The organism is Anaeromyxobacter sp. SG64 (assembly GCF_022690745.1).
Lineage (GTDB): Bacteria > Myxococcota > Myxococcia > Myxococcales > Anaeromyxobacteraceae > Anaeromyxobacter > Anaeromyxobacter soli.
In genome coordinates this window covers 26,537-42,746 of record NZ_JALCZB010000038.1, presented here as the reverse complement: position 1 = coordinate 42,746, position 16,210 = coordinate 26,537, and the positions used below count along the sequence as shown (strand labels likewise).

The following is a 16,210-nucleotide window of genomic DNA, read 5'->3' as shown; positions in this document are numbered from 1 at the left end:
GCGGACGCGGCTTGCCGGCGTGGGCGCAGGGGCAGCGGCGGCGCCGGCGTCGCGGCGCCAGTGGCCGCTCCGGCCGCCCTTCTTCTCGACGAGCTCCAGCCCCTCGATGCGCATGCCCTTCTCGTACCGCTTCAGCATGTCGTAGATGGTGAGGCACGCGGCGGCGACGGCCGCGAGCGCCTCCATCTCGACCCCGGTGCGGTCCACCGTGCGCACGGTCGCCGAGACGGCGACGCCGCGCGGCCCCGGCTCCGCCTCGACGTCCACGGCGGAGAGGGCGATCGGGTGGCAGAGCGGCACGAGCTCCGGCGTCTTCTTCGCGGCCATGACGCCGGCGAGCCGCGCCGCGGCGAGCACGTCGCCCTTCTCGACGTCGCCGCGCTCGACGCGCGCGACCGTCTCGGCGGACATCGCCACGAACCCGCGCGCGACCGCGACGCGCTCCGTCTTCGGCTTCGCGCCGACGTCGATCATCTTCATCGGTTCAGTCCCAGTTCTCCGTCGCGTGCTCGCCGAGGAACCGCTCCGCGTCGATGGCGGCCATGCAGCCCGACCCGGCCGCGCTGATCGCCTGGCGGTAGCTCGGATCGGCGACGTCGCCGGCCGCGAACACGCCCTTCACGCTCGTCGCCGTCGAGGGGCTCTTCACCTCGAGGTAGCCGACGTCGTTCATGGCGAGCTGGCCGCGGAAGATCTGGGTGTTCGGCTCGTGCCCGATCCCCATGAAGACGCCCTTCAGCGGCAGCTCGCGCGTCGAGCCGTCCTTCGTGGAGCGCAGGCGGACGCCCGTGACCGCCTTGGCGTCGCCCAGGATCTCGTCGATGACGGTGTCGAGCACGAGCTCGATCTTCGGGTTCTTCAGCGCGCGGTCCTGCATGATCTTGGAGGCGCGCAGCTCGCCGCGGCGGTGGATCACGTGGACCTTCGTCGCGTACTTCGTGAGGAAGATGGCCTCCTCCATGGCGGTGTCGCCGCCGCCGACGACCGCGACCTCCACGCCGCGGAAGAAGAAGCCGTCGCAGGTCGCGCACGCCGAGACGCCGCGGCCCTGGTACGCCTTCTCGGAGGGGATCTGCAGCCACTTCGCGGTCGCGCCGGTGGCGATCACCACCGCGTCCGCGGTGAAGAGCCGGTCGTCCTGCCAGAGCTGGAACGGGCGCCGCGAGAGATCCACGCGCGTCACCTCGCCCATCTCGAAGCGCGTGCCGAAGCGCTCCGCCTGCTTCTTCAGGAGCTCCATGAGCTCGGGCCCGAGGATGCCCTCGGGGAACCCGGGGAAGTTCTCGACCTCGCTCGTGATGGTGAGCTGCCCGCCAGGCTGCATCCCCTCGAAGAGGAGCGGGTTCAGGTTGGCGCGCGCGGCGTAGAGGGCGGCCGTGTAGCCGGCCGGTCCGCTGCCGATGATGACGAGCCTCTCGTGCTGAGCCATGGGTTCCCTCGCTTGGGCGGACGGTTGTTTATCCCCTGAGAGCCCGGGTGTCATGGGGAAGGTTCTGTGCGCGGGGCGGCCCGCGCCACGCGTCAGGGCGCGGCCGAGCGCCGCGCCCAGAGGAAGACGCGCCGGTACGTGTAGAGGAAGGGTCGCGCGTCGCCGAGCGCCTCGAGGAGGCGCGCCCGGTAGCGCTCGAGGAAGCGCGCGTACGCCTCGGGTGGGAGGCGCCGCTCGTAGTCGGTGAGCAGCGTCCCGCGCACCCAGTCGACCACCGCGCCCGGCTCGGGGAGCGGGTGGCCGTAGATCTCCACCCGCACGCGCCGGGCCTCGAGCCCGAGCCGCCAGAGGAGCTGCGCGTAGGCCTCGGGCGCGAGCACCGGGCTCTCGCGCACGAAGCCGCCGAGCGACGCGGCGAGGTCCGGCTCGCGCGCGACCGCGCGGGCGATCGCGTGCGACGGGTGCTCCTCGTTCGCGGGGATCTGCAGCGCGAGCTGCCCGCCGGGCGCGAGCAGCGCGGCGAGCCGGGGGAGGAGCGCCTCGTGGTCCGGGATCCAGTGGAGCGCCGCGTTCGAGAGGACGAGGTCGTACGGTCCGTCATCCACCGCCGCGAGATCTCCCTGCCGGAAGGCGAGGCCGCCGCCCGCGTGCGTCGCCGCGCGGGCGAGCATCGCGGCGGACGCGTCCACGCCCACCGTCTCGCGCGCGCGGAGCCGCTCGTGCGCGAGGCGCGTGAGCTCGCCCGTGCCGCAGCCGAGATCGACCACGCGCATGGCGGAGCGTGGCTCGACGAGCGCGAGCAGATCGAGGAACGGCGCGCGCCGCTCGTCGGCGAAGCGCGCGTAGCGATCGGGGTCCCAGACGTCTCGCTCGGCGGCGGGCAAATGCGTTGACCTCCTCGGCATTTTGACCGAATCTCCCCGGTTCAAGAGTACCCCCGAAAGCCTATCTCCTCCGGAGCTCCGCCCCATGAAGAGCCGTCACCTCGTCGTCGCCGCGCTCGCGCTCGCGCTCGCGGCGTGCCAGTCCCCCCGCCCGGCGCAGCAGGCGTCGAACGGTCAGGCGCAGAAGCAGGACCCGAGCGCGCCCGTCGCCAAGATCGGCAGCCAGACGATCACCGCCGGCGAGCTCGACGAGCTCGTGAAGCGTGACCTCTCCCAGCTCGAGCAGCAGTACCAGGAGCAGAAGTACCAGCTCCGCCGCCAGGCGCTCGAGGCGATGATCCGCAAGCGCATCGTCGAGGAGAAGGCGAAGGCCCAGAACGTCACGCCGGAGGAGATGGTCCAGAAGGAGATCGGCGCGAAGGTGGCCGAGCCCTCCGACGAGGAGGCCCGCGCGCTGTACGACCGCGCCAAGGCCGGCGGCCAGCAGCTCCCGCCGTTCGACCAGGTGAAGCCGGAGATCGTGCGCTTCATCAAGAACCAGAAGGCGCAGGGGCTCCTCGCCGACTACTACGAGCAGCTCAAGAAGGACGCGAAGGTGGAGGTGCTCCTGCCGGCCTACGAGCCGCCGAAGGTCCAGGTGGCGGCGACCGGCCCGGCGAAGGGGCCGCAGGCGGCGCCGGTCACGATCGTGGAGTTCTCCGACTTCGAGTGCCCGTTCTGCGTGCGCGCCGAGGGCACCGTGAAGCAGGTGCTCGACGCCTACCCGGACAAGATCCGGCTCGTGTACCGCGACTTCCCGCTCCCGATGCACGCGCGCGCGCCCAAGGCGGCCGAGGCGGCCCACTGCGCCGAGGACCAGGGGAAGTACTGGGACATGCACGAGAAGCTGTTCGGCTCGGGCAACAAGATCGACGTCCCCGACCTGAAGCGCTACGCGGGCGAGCTGAAGCTCGACCAGGCCAAGTTCGACAAGTGCCTCGACTCCGGCGAGAAGGCGAGCATCGTCGAGGGTCACAAGAAGGCGGGCGAGGAGGCGGGCGTCTCCGGCACGCCGGCGTTCTTCATCAACGGCCGCATGCTGAGCGGCGCCCAGCCGATGGACGCGTTCAAGAAGATCATCGACGAGGAGCTGGCGAGCGCGGGCAAGAAGTAGCCCCCCGTCGAGCCGACGGCTCGGTTTGCACCGCAGGCGGCCGTGCCCTAGATAGAGGGCCGGCCGCCTCGCCTTTTCGGGGCGGAGAGAGAGGACCTCCAGGCATGGGCGGATACGGGCAGGGTGCGGCGGCGACGCTCGGCGAGCGGCGGAGGACGCGGGGCATCCGGGTGGGCAACGTGGCCATCGGCGGCGGCGCCCCCATCGCCGTCCAGTCGATGACGACCACCCAGACCGCCGACGCCGCGGCGACGCTCGCCCAGATCCGCGCGCTCGCCGAGGCGGGCGCGGACGTGGTCCGCCTCGCCGTGCCGGACAAGGACGCGGCGGGGTCGCTCGCCGCGATCGTGCGCGCCTCGCCGGTGCCGCTCGTCGCCGACATCCACTTCGACTACCGCCTCGCCCTCGCCGCGATCGAGGCGGGCATGCACGGCATCCGCCTCAACCCCGGCAACATCGGCGCGCGCGAGCGCGTGCGCGAGGTCGTGAAGGCTGCGCGCGAGCGGCTCGTGCCCATCCGCATCGGCGTGAACGCGGGCTCGCTCGAGAAGGACATCGTCGAGAAGCACGGCTGGCCCACCGCGGAGGGCATGGTCGAGAGCGCCGAGCGCCACATCCGCTTCCTCGAGGACGAGGGCTACCGGGAGATCAAGGTCTCGCTGAAGGCGCACGACGTCGCCATGACGGTGCAGGCGAACCGGCTCTTCTCGCAGCGCTTCGAGTACCCGCTCCACCTCGGCGTGACCGAGGCGGGGACGCTCCTCGCCGGCACGGTGAAGAGCGCCGCCGGGCTCGGTATCCTGCTCGGCGAGGGGATCGGCGACACCATCCGCGTCTCGCTCACCGCCGATCCGGTCGAGGAGGTGCGCGTCGCGCGCCTGCTGCTCAAGTCGCTCGGCCTCAAGTTCGGCGGCGCGACGATGACCTCCTGCCCGACCTGCGGCCGCTGCTCGGTCGACATGATCCCCATCGCCGAGCGCGTCGAGAAGCGGCTCGGCACCTTGAAGGGCGAGGTGGCGGTCGCGGTGATGGGCTGCGAGGTGAACGGGCCGGGCGAGGCGGCCGCCGCCGACGTCGGCGTCGCCTACGGCCACAACGGCGTCGGGCTCCTCTTCCGCGAGGGCAAGATCGTGAAGCGGATGAAGGCGGAGGAGCTGGAGGACGCGGTGGTCGCCGAGGCGATCGCGATCGCCTCGAGCCGGACTCAGGGCTGACGGGGGCTGCGCCCCACGCCAAGCCGGCCGCGTGCGCCCCGTGATCATGGCGCCCGGTGAGGCCGCGAGGCGCTGCGAGGCCAGCGCCGGGCGGTGTATAACCCCCGGACCATGCCCGTCGTCAGACTCAGCCAGGCGTTCGTCCCCACCCTGAAGGAAGCGCCCGCCGACGCCCAGGTGGCGAGCCACAAGCTCCTCGTCCGCGCCGGCTTCATCCGCCAGCTCGGGGCCGGCATCTACGACTACCTCCCGCTCGCGAAGCGCACGCTCACCAAGATCCAGGCCATCGTCCGCGAGGAGATGGACGCGATCGGCGGCCAGGAGTTCTTCCTGCCGGCGCTCCACCCCGCCGAGATCTGGAAGGAGTCGGGCCGCTGGGAGGTCATGGGCGACAACATGTTCCGGCTCAAGGACCGGAAGGGCGGCGACTACTGCCTCGGCATGACGCACGAGGAGATCTTCACCGCCATCGCCCGCGACGAGCTGCGCTCGTACCGCCAGCTCCCGCAGGTCTGGTACCAGATCCAGACCAAGTTCCGTGACGAGCCGCGCCCGAAGTCCGGGCTGCTCCGCGTCCGCCAGTTCACCATGAAGGATGCCTACTCGTTCGACGTGGACCGCGCCGGGCTCGACAAGAGCTACGAGGACCAGCGGCGCGCGTACGAGCGGATCTTCACCCGCTGCGGCCTCGACTTCGTGGCGGTGCAGGCGCACTCCGGCGCGATGGGCGGCAGCGAGTCCTCCGAGTTCATGGTCCGCACCGAGGCCGGCGAGGACCTCGTCGCCGCCTGCCCCAAGTGCCGCTACGCGGCGAACACCGAGACCGCCACCTCGCGCCTCCCGGCCGAGCAGGACGGCGCCGGGCTCCCGAAGCCGGAGAAGTTCGCGACGCCGGGCGTGGTGACGATCGAGTCGCTCGCGGCGCCGCCGTACGGCGTGGCGGCGACCCGCCAGCTCAAGACGCTCGTGTACGTCGGCGACGAGAAGCTCGTCGTGGCGGTGGTGCGCGGCGACCAGGAGCTCAACGAGGCGAAGCTCCAGACCGCCACCGGCGCGCAGGTGCTCCGCCCGGCGCACGCCGAGGAGATCCCGCCGCTCATGGGCGCCCGCGCCGGCTCGCTCGGCGCGGTCGGCTTCTCGAAGGTCCACGTGTTCGTGGATCCCTCGCTCGCCGACCGCAGGGACATGGTCACCGGCGCGAACGAGGACGGCTTCCACCTGCGCGGCGTGGACGTGCGCCGCGACGTGCTGACCGGCCCGCACGCGAAGCTCGCGGAGCTCCGCACGGTGCGCGCGGGCGAGGGCTGTCCCCGCTGCGACGGCACGCTCGACGTGTTCAAGGCGCTCGAGATCGGCCACATCTTCAAGCTCGGCACCAAGTACTCCGAGTCGATGAAGGCGACCGTGCTCGACGCGGACGGCAAGGCGGTGCCCATCGTGATGGGCAGCTACGGCATCGGCGTGGAGCGGATCATGGCCGCGGCGATCGAGCTGCACCACGACGAGAACGGCATCCGCTGGCCGCTCTCCATCGCGCCCTTCCAGGCGACGGTGCTCACCCTCGGGCCGGAGCCGGAGCTGAAGCAGGCCGCGGACGAGATCGTGAAGGCGCTCTCGGACGCGGGCCTCGAGGTGCTCCACGACGACCGCGAGGAGCGCGCCGGCGTGAAGTTCAAGGACGCCGACCTCGTCGGCATCCCGCTCCGGATCGCGGTGGGCAAGAAGGGCCTCGCCGAGGGCAAGGTCGAGTGGAAGCTCCGCGGCGACAAGGCCGTGGAGCTCGTGCCCGTGGGCGAGGTGGCGCGCCGCGCCGTGGAGCGCGTGCGGGCCGGGGGCTAGGCCGGTCATGCGCGCGCGGCTCACGGTCGGGCGCGAAGGCGAGGTCCTCGTGCCTCCGCGCGAGGCGGAGGCGCTCGGGCTCGGCGGCGGCGGGGAGGTGGACCTCGTCTCCGCGCGCGGGGCGTTCGCGCTGCTCGTGCCGGCCCGCGCGGACGCGCCGCGCGCCTGGTTCGCGGGCTCGCTCGGCGCGCTCACCGTGCCCGAGGTGATCCAGTTCGTGTTCACCTCGCTCAAGACGGGCGTGCTCCTCCTCGCGTTCGGCGAGGACGCGTCGCGCGCCGCCCCCGACGCCCCCGACCGGCTGCGCCGCAAGAGCATCTACTTCCGCGACGGGCAGGTGGTGTTCGCGTCGTCGAGCGATCCCGCCGATCGCCTCGGCGCGGTGCTCAGGCGCGAAGGGCTCGTCCCGGACGAGGAGCTCGAGCGCTGCGCGCGGCTCGCGCGCGGCGGGCGCCCGCTCGGGCAGGTGCTCGTGGACGAGGGCGCGCTCGGCGCGGGGCAGCTCTACGAGGGCGTGACGCGCCAGGTCCGCGAGATCGTCCTCGGCGCGTTCGTGGAGACGACCGGCGAGTTCGCCTTCCTGGAGGGCCCGGTGGACGACGCCACCGCGGTGAAGCTCCCGGAGCGCACGCGCGAGCTCCTCCTCGCCGGCATGAAGCGGCTCGAGGAGGTCGAGGCGGCGCGCGCGGCCACGACGCCCGGGCCGGGCGAGCCGGAGGTCACGATCGAGATCGCGCCTCCCGAGCCCGCCGCGCCCGCGCGCGCGAGCGGTCCCTTCGAGACGTACCGGCGCATCTTCCTGCGCGTGCACGCCGCGCTCGTCGCGGCCACGCCCGACGCCACCGCCCGGCTCAACGGCTACCTCGAGCAGCTCCCCGAGAAGCGCCGCGCGCCGTTCGAGGGCGTGCGCGTCGCCGAGGACGGCGGCGTGGACGTCGGCCAGGTGCTCGGCAACGTGAGCGCCGCCGGCGCGTTCCGCGGCGCGGCGGCGCGGGCGCGCGCGCTCGAGGCGCTCGACGAGCTGCTCGCGTTCGCGCTGTTCGAGGCGAAGAGCCGGCTGCCGCGCGAGCGGGCCGAGGCGCTCTTGCGCGAGGTGGGGCGGATGCAGGTGGGGAAGGGGTAGCGCCGGTTCGGAGGGGTGGGCCCTCGCCGCTCGTCCCTCGGCGGGCGCTCGGCGAGCGGACTGCACGCCCATCGAGCCACGAGTGGGCACGGCTCGAGGAGCCGTCGAGAACGTTCGCACAGGGAGGAGCCAACAGCATGCAGCCGAAGGATCGCATCTGCGCCGCCGTCGACTTCCCGTCCTGGTCCGCCGCCGAGCCGTTCGCACGCGCGGTCGCGCCGGAGGTCGGCATGCTCAAGGTCGGCCTCGAGCTGTTCGTCGCCGAGGGCCCGCCGGTCGTGCGCGCCGCGGCGGCGCTCGGGAAGCCGGTGTTCCTCGACCTGAAGCTCCACGACATCCCGAACACCGTCGAGGGCGCCGCGCGCTCCGCGGCGGCGAGCGGCGCGTCGCTCCTCACCGTGCACGCCTCCGGCGGCGCCGAGATGGTGCGCGCCGCGGTGCGCGGCGCCGGCCCGGGCGTGCGCGTGCTCGCGGTGACCGTGCTCACGAGCCTCGACGCGGCGGCGCTCGCCGCGATCGGCCTCGCCGGCCCGCCCGAGGACGCGGTGGTGCGGCTCGCGAAGCTCGCGGTGGGCGCGGGGGCGGGCGGCCTCGTCTGCTCGCCGCACGAGGTGGCCGCGGTGCGCGCCGCCGTCGGGGCTGGCCCGCTCCTCGTCATCCCCGGCGTCCGTCCCGCGGGCGCGGCGAGGGGCGATCAGGCTCGCGTCGCGACGCCCGCGGAGGCCGTGCGCGCCGGCGCGGACGTGCTCGTCATCGGGCGCCCGCTGCGCGAGGGTGGCGATCCGGCCGCGGCGGCGCGGGCGATCGCGGGGACGCTCTAGCACGCGGTTCGAGCCGGGACCGACGCCGGCGCGGACCGATCTCCCAGGTCGACGTTCCGACGCCGCGGCGTAACTCGGGGCGGGACCGAGCTCAGCGGACTAGGTTTGACGACGTGACTCGTGCGCGGCCATGCCCGCGAGGCAGGCAACGGCTCGGCGTCCCGGCGTACGGCGATGCGCCCGCAACATCTGCGAACGCGTCCCCGCGCACGGGCGAGCGCACGAAGATGGGCAGAGGGAGGACGCCATGAGGCAGAGGATCGTCTCGGTACCGGACATGATCTTGATCGCTGGAACGCGCGTCGTGCTGGGCGCCGGGATCGGGCTTCTCCTGTCCAGGAGGCTCAGAGGAGGCGTGCGCGAGGGCGCGGGCTGGGCGCTCCTCGCGGTCGGAGCCCTGACGACCATCCCGCTGATGATGAAGCTCCGGACCGCGGCGCTCGATGGGGAGCGGGGCCGAACCGCCGGCGAGTGGGCGCCGGGCGAGACCTCCGCCGCGACCGCGGTGCACTCGCCGTCTTAGGGCTCCCTGACGCGACCGGCCGTTTCGGCTCGGGAAGCCGGCCCGTTGCTCAGGTGAGTCGGAAGCCATTGCTCGTGCGATGGCGGCGAAGGTCTCGACCCCCCGTCGGCATCGCCTGCGCCCGAGCCGCGTGTATGATTCGCGCATGCCCACCGCGCCCGAGCTGCTCACCGCCTCCAAGATCGCCGTCCAGCTGAAGGTCTCCGACGCGAAGGTCAAGAACGCCATCGTGGCGCTGAAGCTGAAGCCGGCCGCGAAGAAGGGGCCGTGCAACTACTACGCGGCGTCCGACGTCGCGAAGATCAAGAAGGCGCTCGGGTAGACGGCATCGCACGCGCCTGTCCGTGAGGACGTGCGCGCACGTGCTCGACCTCGCGCGGCGAGCCGGCAACCCAGGAGATCAGCGCGCCGACGAGGTCGTCGGCGCCGGTGCCGTGTCCGCCGATCGGCGGAACCCCACCGTCGTTGCGCGCGTCCGGTCGCCCCGTAAGGAATGCGGCATGCGCTTCGTTCGGGCCCGGCGCAGACTCCTCCTCCTCGCGCTCCTCGCGCTCGCCGCCTGTCGCTCGGCCCGGCCGTCGGCCGGGGCCGGCGCGAAGGCCACGGAGTCGGCCGCGCCGGGACGCGATCACGCGCTGGTCGTGCGCGGCCACGTCATCCTCCCCGACGGGACGGCGATCGACGACGGCGTCGTCGTGATCGAGGGGAACCGGATCGTGCGCGTCGGTTCGGCATCGGACGTGGCGGCGCCCCCGCACGCCGAGGTGGTCGGCGGGCCTGATCGGTGGGTCATCCCTGGCCTCATCGACGCGCACGTCCACTTCTTCCAGTCGGGCAGCATCTACACACGGCCCGACGGCGTCGACCTCACGGCCCGGATGCCGTACGCGCAGGAGCGGGCCGCGATCCGGGCGAAGATCGACGATGTGTTCCGCCGGTACCTGCGGAGCGGCGTGACGGCGGTCGTGGACATGGGGGGGCCGGAGTGGAACTTCGAGGTACGCGAGCGCGCCGCGAGGTCGCCGCTTGCCCCGCGCGTGGCGGTCGCCGGCCCGCTCCTGTCGAGCGTCGCACGCCCCCAGCTCGCGCTGGACGATCCGCCGATGGTCCAGGTGACGGATCCGGATGGCGCACGACGCGCGGTCCGGGCGCAGCTCCGACGTCAGCCGGACCTCGTGAAGCTGTGGTGGCTCGTGCCGAAGGGCGCCACGCCCGAAACGTGGCGCGCCGTCGCGCAGGCGGCCATCGACGAGGCCCACGCGGCGGGTGCGCGCGTCGCGGTCCACGCGACCGAGCTGGAGACGGCGCGCCTGGCGCTCCTCGCCGGCGCCGACGTCCTCGTGCACGGCGTACGCGACGCGCCGCTCGACGACGCGATCCTGGCGCTCGCGCGCGACCGACGCGTGCCGTGGGTGACGACCGCCGTCGTCGGCGAGGGATACTACGAGTTCCTCACGCGCGCGCCTCGCCTCTCACGCGCCGAGGTGGAGATCGCCGATCCGTTCATCGTCGCGACACTCCTCGACCCCGTCGAGCTTCCCCCCGACCTCGTGGCGCGCGCCCGTGAGCGCGGGCCGTTCGGGCCGTACCAGCTCGAGAACATCCGGCGCGAGCGCGACGCCGGTGTCCTGGTCGTCGCCGGCAGCGACGCCGGGAACCCCGGGACGTTCCACGGTCCGGCGATCCACCGGGAGCTCGAGCTGCTCGTCCAGGCAGGGCTCACGCCGGCGGAGGCGCTCGCGGCCTGCACGGGGAGCGCCGCGCGCGTCGTGAGCCGGTTCGCGGACCTCGGCGCCATCGAGCCCGGCAAGCTCGCCGACCTCGTCGTGCTCGAGGCGAGCCCGCTCGCCGACATCCGCAACACGAGCCGCATCGCGCTGGTCGTGAAGGACGGGCGTGCCCTCCGCCCCGACGAGATCCTCCCGCGCACGGCCGTGGAGGTCGTGCAGATGCAGCTCGACGCGTACAACGCCCAGGACCTCGAGGCGTTCCTCGCGACCTATGCGGACGACGCGGCCGTGGAGAGCGCCGCCGAAGGCAGGACGCTCTCGGCGGGCAAGGCGTCGCTGCGCGAGCGCTACCGCGACCTCTTCGCGAAGCACCCGCAGAACAGGGCTCGCGTCGTGGAGCGGAAGACCGAGGGAGACCGGATCGTCCTCGACCACGAGATCATCACGGGTCGCGCCCCCGACAAGCCCGATCCGTGGGACGTGGGGTGGGTGCGCTACGAGGTCGAGGGCGGGCTCATCCGCAAGGTCATGCTGCCCTGACCTCGCCCCGCAGGTGATCGCTGCGCCTCCGCCCGAGAGCGCCGCGCATCATTCGGCGGGAAGAACTCGAGATCGTCCCCGGAGCGGGCGACCCACGGCAGATGCGGGCGCGGAGCGGGGCGACCCCGTCATCTCGCTGCCGGATGAGCCTTCGACAAGTGGAAAGTGGAAGGTCTTGACCCCTCTCTTTATGACCTTTCGATGGCGCTGGTCGTCTTCCTTCGAGGGGTCAATGTCGGCGGCTACAGGACGTTCCGCCCGAGCCTCCTCGCGAGAGCGCTGAGCAAGTACGACGTCGTGAACGTGGGCGCGGCGGGCACGTTCGTCGTTCGCAAGCCCGGCTCCCGCGCCAGGTTCCGCGCCGACCTGCTCCGGAAGCTGCCCTTCGAGGCGGAGGTCGTCCTCTGCGACGGGCGCGAGCTCATCCGCTTCGAGACGGAGAATCCGTTCGAAGCCGAGCCGGCACGCGCCGACGTCGTACGATTCGTGAGCATCCTCTCGAAACCTCGCCGCGTCCGGGCCTCGATTCCGTTCGCTCTTCCGGCGGACGGCGAGTGGTCGTTGCGCGTGATCGCGTCGAGGAAACGCTTCGTCTTCGGGCTCTACCGCCGTCACATGAAGACGATCGGCTATCTCGGCCAGCTCGACAGGCTGCTCGGGGCGACGGTGACGACGCGGAACTGGAACACCATCACGGCCGTGGTGGGGATCCTGAAGGGCCAGGCGAGGAACTTCCGCTGACGAGCGGGCCCGTCGCCGATCACGCACAGGCGACCGCTTCGTCCTGCGCCGAACGAGCGTCGGACAAAGTGGAAGGTCTCGACCCCCCCGCCGACAGGAGGGCGGCGGCGTGCGAAGCGGCCGACATGATGACAAGCCGCGAGCGGTCTGCGATGAGTTTGAGAGCGGGGAACAGCGGCCGCCCGCCGGCGAGGTGCAAGCATGGACATTCCGACGCTCACGACGGAGCGCCTCATCCTGCGGCCGTTTCGCGAAGGCGACCTCGACGCGCACGCCGCGATGAACGCGGACGCCACGGTCATGCGGTACATCGGCGAGGTCCAGGATCGCGCCGCGGCGTTCCGCACACTGTGCGCCTTCATGGGCCACTGGTATCTCCGCGGCTACGGTCCGTGGGCCGTGGAGGAGCGCGCCACGGGCGCGTTCGTCGGTCGCGCCGGCCTCACGCGGTTCGAGCCCTGGACGGACGTCGAGGTGGGGTACGCGCTCGTCCCCTCCGCGTGGGGGAAGGGCTACGCCAGCGAAGTGGCCGCGCGGTCGCTGCGCTACGCGCACGAGGTCGTCGGCGCTCGAGGCGTCACGAGCCATATCCTCGCCGGGAACGCGGCCGCGGTGCGCGTGGCCGAGCGGCTCGGGGCGAAGTACGCGTACGACGCCGACCAGCGGGTGAAGGACACGCTCGTACGGGTGTACGTCTATCCAGACGCGCGGTGATGCATCCCACCCCTTTCGCGCGCGCCCAGCCGGCCAGCGAATTCTCGCGCATGTCCTCCCGCCGCGCGGCGGTTATGGGTACCCCCTCTGCGGAGGAGGCTCGTGATGATCGGCCCGAAGATGCAGGAAGCCTTGAACCGGCACGTCCACGCGGAAATGTACTCGGCGTACCTCTACCTCGCGATGTCCGCCTGGTGCGAAGCGAACACGTGGAAGGGGTTCGCGAGATGGCTCCGCGTCCAGCACGACGAGGAGCTGTCGCACGCGCGCAGGAGCCTCGACTTCCTCCTGCTGCGCGGGGGCGAGGCACGGCTGGCCGCCCTCGACGCCCCCCCTCCTGCGTGGACGACCGTGAACGACGTGTTCGAGAAGGTCCTCGAGCACGAGCGGAAGATCTCGGCGTTGGTGCACGAGCTCCACGCCACCGCGAGCCAGGAGCGGGACACCTCCGCGCAGGTCTTCCTGCAGTGGTTCGTCTCGGAGCAGGTCGAGGAGGAGGCGCGAGCCGAGGAGATCGTCGAGAAGCTCCGCATGGTCGGCGACCGGCCCGGCGCTGCGCTCTATCTGGACAAGGAGTACGGCAAGCGCGGCAGGACCCCATGAACGGCCGCGGGACATGAGGGCGCACTGGAGGTGAGCCCGCCTCCGTCGCAGTCGACGCGCCCGGCGGCGTTCTCGAACCAGGTCGTGGGGCCTCCGCCGTCGAGGTGCTCACGCCTGCCCGCCGCGGCAGCGGGCGCCCGATCGCTTCCCTCGCGGAGCGGCTGTAACCAGAGCGAGCCCGGTCCGTAACGCGCGTAGCGAGGACCGAATGCAAGTCTTCATGGACCAGGCCGACCCCAGGGTGGAGATCACGGACGCGAACGACGCCATCGTGGGGCGGAGCCCCGCGCTCAGGCGCGCGCTGCAGAGCGTGGCGCAGGTCGCGGCCACCGACGCGACGGTGCTCCTCCTGGGCGAGACCGGCACCGGGAAGGAGCTCTTCGCGCGGGCGATCCACGATCGGAGTCGCCGCCGGGATCGGCCGCTCGTCAAGGTGAACTGCGCGGCGATGCCGGCCACGCTCATCGAGAGTGAGCTCTTCGGGCACGAGCGCGGCGCGTTCACCGGGGCGACGCAGCGGCGCGAAGGCCGGTTTGCCCTGGCCGACGGGGGGACGATCTTCCTCGACGAGATCGGCGAGCTGCCGCTCGAGCTCCAGGGGAAGCTCCTGCGCGTCCTGCAGGAGGGTGAGTTCGAGCCCGTCGGTGGATCTCGAACGCGGAAGGTCGACGTGCGCGTGATCGCCGCGACGAACCGTGACGTGCAGCAGGGGGTGCGCCGCGGCGAGTTCCGCGAGGACCTGTTCTACCGCCTGAGCGTGTTCCCGCTCAGGCTCCCGCCGCTGCGCGAGCGCGGCGATGACGTCGTGCTGCTCGCCACGGCCATGGCGGAGAGCCTCGCCCACCGCCTCGGCAGGGAGGTTGCGCCCCCCGGTCCCGCCGACGCTGCGGCGCTGCGGGGATACTCGTGGCCCGGGAACGTCCGCGAGCTGCGGAACGCGGTCGAGCGCGCGATCATCACCTCATCGGACGGGTTGCTGCACCTCGACCGCGTGCTCCCCACGCCCGCCCTCCCGTTCGCGACGGTGTCCGTGGGACCGCTCGCGGCCCGGCGCGTCGACGGTGAGATCCTCACGGCGCGGCGTCTGCGCCAGCTCGAGCGGGAGAACATGATCGCGGCGCTGGAGCGGGCCGGATGGCGGGTGGGCGGGGTGGGTGGCGCCGCCGCGCTCCTCGACGTGAGCCCGTCGACGTTCAAGTCGCGGATGAAGGCGCTCGAGATCAGCCGCCCGGTCCTGGGTGAAGCCGCGTGAACGGAAGGCAACACGGCGACGAGGTACACGCCGGGCCATAGTCGAGCGCCCGGCGCCACGGGCGGGACCTGCTGATTTCAGCCGGTCGGCCGCCGGTTCGATTCCGCTGATGGCGCCCGTTCGCACGGCGGGGTCGCCCGCGTCCCCGGCCGTGCCGTCTACTGCTGCTACCGCAGCCCGAACGGATGGCGGGTGCCCCTCCGCCTCGCGTCACGCCTGTAACCGGGGGAGCCTGTGTGCGTATTGCGTGCGACGAGGCGTCCATGCAGGCAGTGATGGGACAGGTCGCGCTCATGATGGACGGTAGAAGCGACGTCGGCGCCGCGGGCGCGTCGCGCGCCGACCGCGCCATGGAGCGGTATGCCTGTGGTGAGGACGCGGCGTTCGGCGACGTCTACGACGAGCTGGCGCCACGCCTTCACCGCTTCGCCCTGCGATGGACCCGCAGCCGCAGCGCGGCGGAGGACGCGGTGCAGCAGACGCTCCTCCAGATCCACGCTGCCCGCCATCGCTTCGCTCGCGGCGCCGCGGTCGTTCCCTGGGCCTACGCCATCGCGCGCCGCCTGCTCATCGACCTCGGCCGCCGCGGGGTGCGTGAGGTGCTGCGGGCTGACGACGTCCGCGATCCCGAGGAGCCGTCGGCGGCCCCGTCACCGGAGGAGGCTCTCCACCACAGGCGCGTCGCGGCCGAGGCGCGGCGCAACCTCGCCTCCCTGCCGTCAGGCTGGCGCGAGGCCTTCGAGCTCGTGAAGTTCGAGGGGCTCTCGGTGGCAGAGACGGCCGAGGTGCTCGGGATCACCCGCGGAATGGTGAAGATCCGCGCGCACCGCGCCACCGCGGCGCTCCGCGAGGAGGCCCGGCGGCTCCATGGCTCCTCGGAGTCGACGACTCGCCCGGCTCTCCGGTCGCCGCGCGACATCGAGGGAGGAACGCCGACATGATGCCCCCCGAGTCCCTGAAGATGCGCGTCCTGGAGGCGGTCCGGCAGCACCCCGTGCCGCGCCGGACGGATCCGCTCCCGTTCACCATCGGGCTCGCCGCCTTCGCCGCCGTGGCCATGTCCGGCGTGTTGCTGTGGGTCCCGCCCCTCTTCGGCGAGGTCGCGGGGCTGGCGCACGCCGCTGGACGGCCGGCTTCGAGCGGAGCCTGGATCCTGGCCGGCACCGTCGCCCTGGCCCTCGCCTCCACGTGGCTCGTCCTCCCTTCGCGGCGCTCGATGCTCTCGCCGCCGCGCGGACTGCTGCTGGCCGTCGCCATCGGCGTGCCGCTGCTGGTCGGGGCGTGGCTGGTGCTCTGGCACGGCACCTATGCCGATCCGTTCACCCGCGTCGGTTGGCGCTGCTTCGCGCTCACCGCCCTGACCGCTCCCTGGCCCTTCGCGACCCTGGCCTACGCCAGCCGGCGCGTGGAGCCGCGGCACCCCGGGACGGCCGGCGCCGCCCTCGGGTCCGTGGCCGGCGCCTGGGCGGCGGTGATGGTCGAGCTCTGGTGCCCGCTGGCGACGGGGTCGCACGTCCTCCTGGGACACGTCCTGCCCCTCCTGGTTCTCGCGCTGGCGGGCTCGGCCTTCGGAGTGCGGCTGTTCCGCCTGCCCAGGGTGTAGGCAACGAGACCGACGGGCGCGCCGAGCAGGATCCCCGCGGG

General features: G+C 72.7%; 17 protein-coding genes. 14 read left to right on the top strand and 3 right to left on the bottom strand.

From position 1 onward, the window contains the following. The 3 genes from moaC to MNZ29_RS13065 all read right to left on the bottom strand — a co-directional run. Positions 1–480, bottom strand: a 480-nt coding sequence (moaC, locus tag MNZ29_RS13075; RefSeq protein ID WP_242355499.1) for a cyclic pyranopterin monophosphate synthase MoaC, incomplete at its 3' end; no start/stop codon positions are given. A gap of 4 nt (positions 481–484) precedes the next feature. Beyond that, on the bottom strand, positions 485–1,429 hold the full coding sequence (trxB, locus tag MNZ29_RS13070; RefSeq protein WP_242338799.1) for a thioredoxin-disulfide reductase: 945 nt from the start codon (positions 1,427–1,429) through the stop codon (positions 485–487). Positions 1,430–1,521: 92 nt separating this feature from the next. Then, a complete protein-coding gene (locus MNZ29_RS13065) occupies positions 1,522–2,334 on the bottom strand; it encodes a methyltransferase domain-containing protein (RefSeq protein WP_242355497.1) in 813 nt (270 codons plus the stop codon). 64 nt (positions 2,335–2,398) lie between these two features. Between MNZ29_RS13065 and MNZ29_RS13060 the strand changes: the two genes are divergently transcribed. The 14 genes from MNZ29_RS13060 to MNZ29_RS12995 all read left to right on the top strand — a co-directional run bounded on the left by MNZ29_RS13060 (position 2,399) and on the right by MNZ29_RS12995 (position 16,169). Further along, a complete protein-coding gene (locus MNZ29_RS13060) occupies positions 2,399–3,466 on the top strand; it encodes a thioredoxin domain-containing protein (protein ID WP_242338802.1) in 1,068 nt (355 codons plus the stop codon). A 104-nt stretch (positions 3,467–3,570) separates the two neighbouring features. After that, positions 3,571–4,680 carry a flavodoxin-dependent (E)-4-hydroxy-3-methylbut-2-enyl-diphosphate synthase gene (ispG, locus tag MNZ29_RS13055; protein WP_242355495.1) on the top strand — a complete coding sequence of 370 codons (1,110 nt, stop codon included), beginning with the start codon at positions 3,571–3,573 and terminating at the stop codon, positions 4,678–4,680. A 111-nt stretch (positions 4,681–4,791) separates the two neighbouring features. Next, positions 4,792–6,519: a proline--tRNA ligase gene (locus tag MNZ29_RS13050; protein ID WP_242355493.1), complete on the top strand. Its 1,728-nt coding sequence runs from the start codon at positions 4,792–4,794 to the stop codon at positions 6,517–6,519. Between the two features lie 7 nt (positions 6,520–6,526). Further along, a complete protein-coding gene (locus MNZ29_RS13045) occupies positions 6,527–7,642 on the top strand; it encodes a DUF4388 domain-containing protein (RefSeq protein ID WP_242338808.1) in 1,116 nt (371 codons plus the stop codon). A 137-nt stretch (positions 7,643–7,779) separates the two neighbouring features. Beyond that, positions 7,780–8,463, top strand: coding sequence for an orotidine-5'-phosphate decarboxylase (pyrF, locus tag MNZ29_RS13040; RefSeq protein WP_242355491.1), 684 nt, complete (start codon positions 7,780–7,782; stop codon positions 8,461–8,463). A 247-nt stretch (positions 8,464–8,710) separates the two neighbouring features. Beyond that, positions 8,711–8,986 (top strand): hypothetical protein, encoded by a 276-nt coding sequence (locus MNZ29_RS13035; protein WP_242338812.1) that lies wholly within the window; start codon positions 8,711–8,713, stop codon positions 8,984–8,986. 145 nt (positions 8,987–9,131) lie between these two features. After that, positions 9,132–9,308, top strand: coding sequence for a hypothetical protein (locus MNZ29_RS13030; RefSeq protein WP_242338814.1), 177 nt, complete (start codon positions 9,132–9,134; stop codon positions 9,306–9,308). Between the two features lie 178 nt (positions 9,309–9,486). Then, positions 9,487–11,256 carry an amidohydrolase family protein gene (locus tag MNZ29_RS13025; RefSeq protein WP_242338816.1) on the top strand — a complete coding sequence of 590 codons (1,770 nt, stop codon included), beginning with the start codon at positions 9,487–9,489 and terminating at the stop codon, positions 11,254–11,256. Positions 11,257–11,457: 201 nt separating this feature from the next. Then, positions 11,458–11,997: a DUF1697 domain-containing protein gene (locus MNZ29_RS13020; RefSeq protein ID WP_242338818.1), complete on the top strand. Its 540-nt coding sequence runs from the start codon at positions 11,458–11,460 to the stop codon at positions 11,995–11,997. A 201-nt stretch (positions 11,998–12,198) separates the two neighbouring features. Continuing rightward, entirely contained in the window at positions 12,199–12,711 is a 513-nt protein-coding gene (locus MNZ29_RS13015) for a GNAT family N-acetyltransferase (RefSeq protein ID WP_242338820.1), read from the top strand. 105 nt (positions 12,712–12,816) lie between these two features. Then, entirely contained in the window at positions 12,817–13,314 is a 498-nt protein-coding gene (locus tag MNZ29_RS13010; RefSeq protein ID WP_242338822.1) for a ferritin, read from the top strand. 208 nt (positions 13,315–13,522) lie between these two features. After that, positions 13,523–14,566 (top strand): sigma-54-dependent Fis family transcriptional regulator, encoded by a 1,044-nt coding sequence (locus MNZ29_RS13005; RefSeq protein WP_277957283.1) that lies wholly within the window; start codon positions 13,523–13,525, stop codon positions 14,564–14,566. 263 nt (positions 14,567–14,829) lie between these two features. After that, positions 14,830–15,507 carry an RNA polymerase sigma factor gene (locus tag MNZ29_RS13000; RefSeq protein ID WP_242338824.1) on the top strand — a complete coding sequence of 226 codons (678 nt, stop codon included), beginning with the start codon at positions 14,830–14,832 and terminating at the stop codon, positions 15,505–15,507. After that, complete coding sequence (locus MNZ29_RS12995; protein WP_242338826.1) at positions 15,504–16,169, top strand: NrsF family protein; 666 nt, start codon at positions 15,504–15,506, stop codon at positions 16,167–16,169. The genes MNZ29_RS13000 and MNZ29_RS12995 overlap by 4 nt, the downstream gene beginning before the upstream one ends. Positions 16,170–16,210: the final 41 nt, after the last annotated feature.